Source organism: Streptomyces sp. NPDC002130 (assembly GCF_040296465.1).
GTDB lineage: Bacteria > Actinomycetota > Actinomycetes > Streptomycetales > Streptomycetaceae > Streptomyces.
The window spans coordinates 1-1,474 of record NZ_JBEOXI010000806.1 but is presented as its reverse complement, the minus strand read 5'-3'; the positions used below and the strand labels follow the sequence as shown (position 1 = coordinate 1,474).

Here is a 1,474-nt window from a genome sequence, read left to right as displayed (position 1 = left end):
GCTTCGAGCACAGCACCGGGCTCGAAGGCAGGCAGGACGATCAACGCACCGCCGCGCAGCAAGGTCGGGATGAAGAACGCTGCGCCGGCATGCGAGAGTGGCGTGCAGATGAGGAAGCGGTTGTCCTCGGGCCATTGCCACTCCGACATCTGGATCTGATTGAGCGCTGCACCCGAACGGAAGGATCCGACAACACCTTTGGGCTTGCCAGTCGTTCCACCGGTGTAAACCATGCTGCTGGCGTCTTCGGCGTCGACGTGCGCGGCCTTCAGCGGCGCGGGCTCGAACGTGGCAGCCAGCGCGAGGATGTCGATTCCCACCTCGGACGGACCCATCGAGAGCACGTTGGTCAACGAGGGTGAGGACGCCTTCAACTCGGCGGCGCGCTCTTCGAAGGCATTGGGATCGAAGATCAGCGTCTCGATCTCGGCGTCGTCGACGATGTACTTGTGGTCGTCGAGCGATCCCATCGGGTTCAAGGCGCTCGCCCCGACGATCAACTGACATCGCGGGTGGTGGACCTCCTGATCGCACTGGAGGAAATGGACGCCGATGCCGTGCGTGCACTCGTCGATCCCGACATCGAATGGCGCAACACCGGCCTGCCCAGCGTGAAGGGAAGGAAGAGCGTCGAACGAGCTCTCACGATCGTCTCTCACCTGATCACCAGGTACGAGGTCGTGGAAGTGCTCACGATGAGCACCGACCACGACACGGTGTCCTCCCGGCGAAGAGAGATCATCCGCATCGGATGGTTTGCCCTGCACCTCGACGTAGACGGCCACTACACATTCGCAAACGGCCGGCTGCGCGTTTGGGACGACCGCTTCTCCTACCGCCGACTGCTCCGCGGATTGCGATTCGGCCCACCCACCCGCACCTGAGGATCGCGAGGGTCGCTATCCGCCTGCCTGGGTCAGGTACTTCATTCGTTCGCCGCGACTTTTCGGGGAAACCGCATGGCGATGGGAACTTTTCCGGCAAGGTAAACGTAGATTAAAGAACAAGGCTTCTTCCGCATCGACAGAGAGACCAATGGACAGTCACAGACCCAGGCCGGACACACCCCACTACGTCACCGCATGTGATGGCGAGGTGTCCGGCTCATGATGATCGCCCTGACACTCCTGCTGGGCGTCCTGGTCGTTCTGTTGATCACCGCAGTCACCGGCTACTTCGTTGCCCAGGAGTTCGCCTACATGGCCGTGGACCGATCCCGGCTCAATTCTCTCGCCCAGACGGGCGATTCGGGTGCAACGCGGGCTCTTGCGGTGACCCGCCGCACCTCGTTCATGCTCTCCGGAGCTCAACTGGGCATCACCGTCACCGGTCTGCTGGTCGGTTACGTTGCCGAACCTCTCATCGGTCAGTCGCTGGGAACGATCTTCGGCGGCATCGGCATCCCCACCGCCGTGGGTCGGCGGGCAGTTTGCCGGCCTTCTGGTCCGCCTCCAGCGTGGAGTGGGCCGTGGAG

The 1,474-nt window shown here is 62.8% G+C and carries 3 protein-coding genes; 2 read left to right on the top strand and 1 reads right to left on the bottom strand.

Annotated features, from left to right (window positions below; all coding sequences use genetic code 11):
• Positions 1 to 470, bottom strand: a 470-nt coding sequence (locus ABT116_RS45760) for an AMP-binding protein (RefSeq protein WP_351647078.1), incomplete at its 3' end; no start/stop codon positions are given.
• 45 nt (positions 471 to 515) lie between these two features.
• On the opposite strand from ABT116_RS45760, the gene ABT116_RS45755 reads away from it, so the two are divergent.
• Positions 516 to 884 carry a limonene-1,2-epoxide hydrolase family protein gene (locus ABT116_RS45755; protein ID WP_351647076.1) on the top strand — a complete coding sequence of 123 codons (369 nt, stop codon included), beginning with the start codon at positions 516 to 518 and terminating at the stop codon, positions 882 to 884.
• Positions 885 to 1,106: 222 nt separating this feature from the next.
• A partial coding sequence (locus tag ABT116_RS45750) for a CNNM domain-containing protein (RefSeq protein ID WP_351647074.1) occupies positions 1,107 to 1,474 on the top strand: 368 nt, incomplete at its 3' end.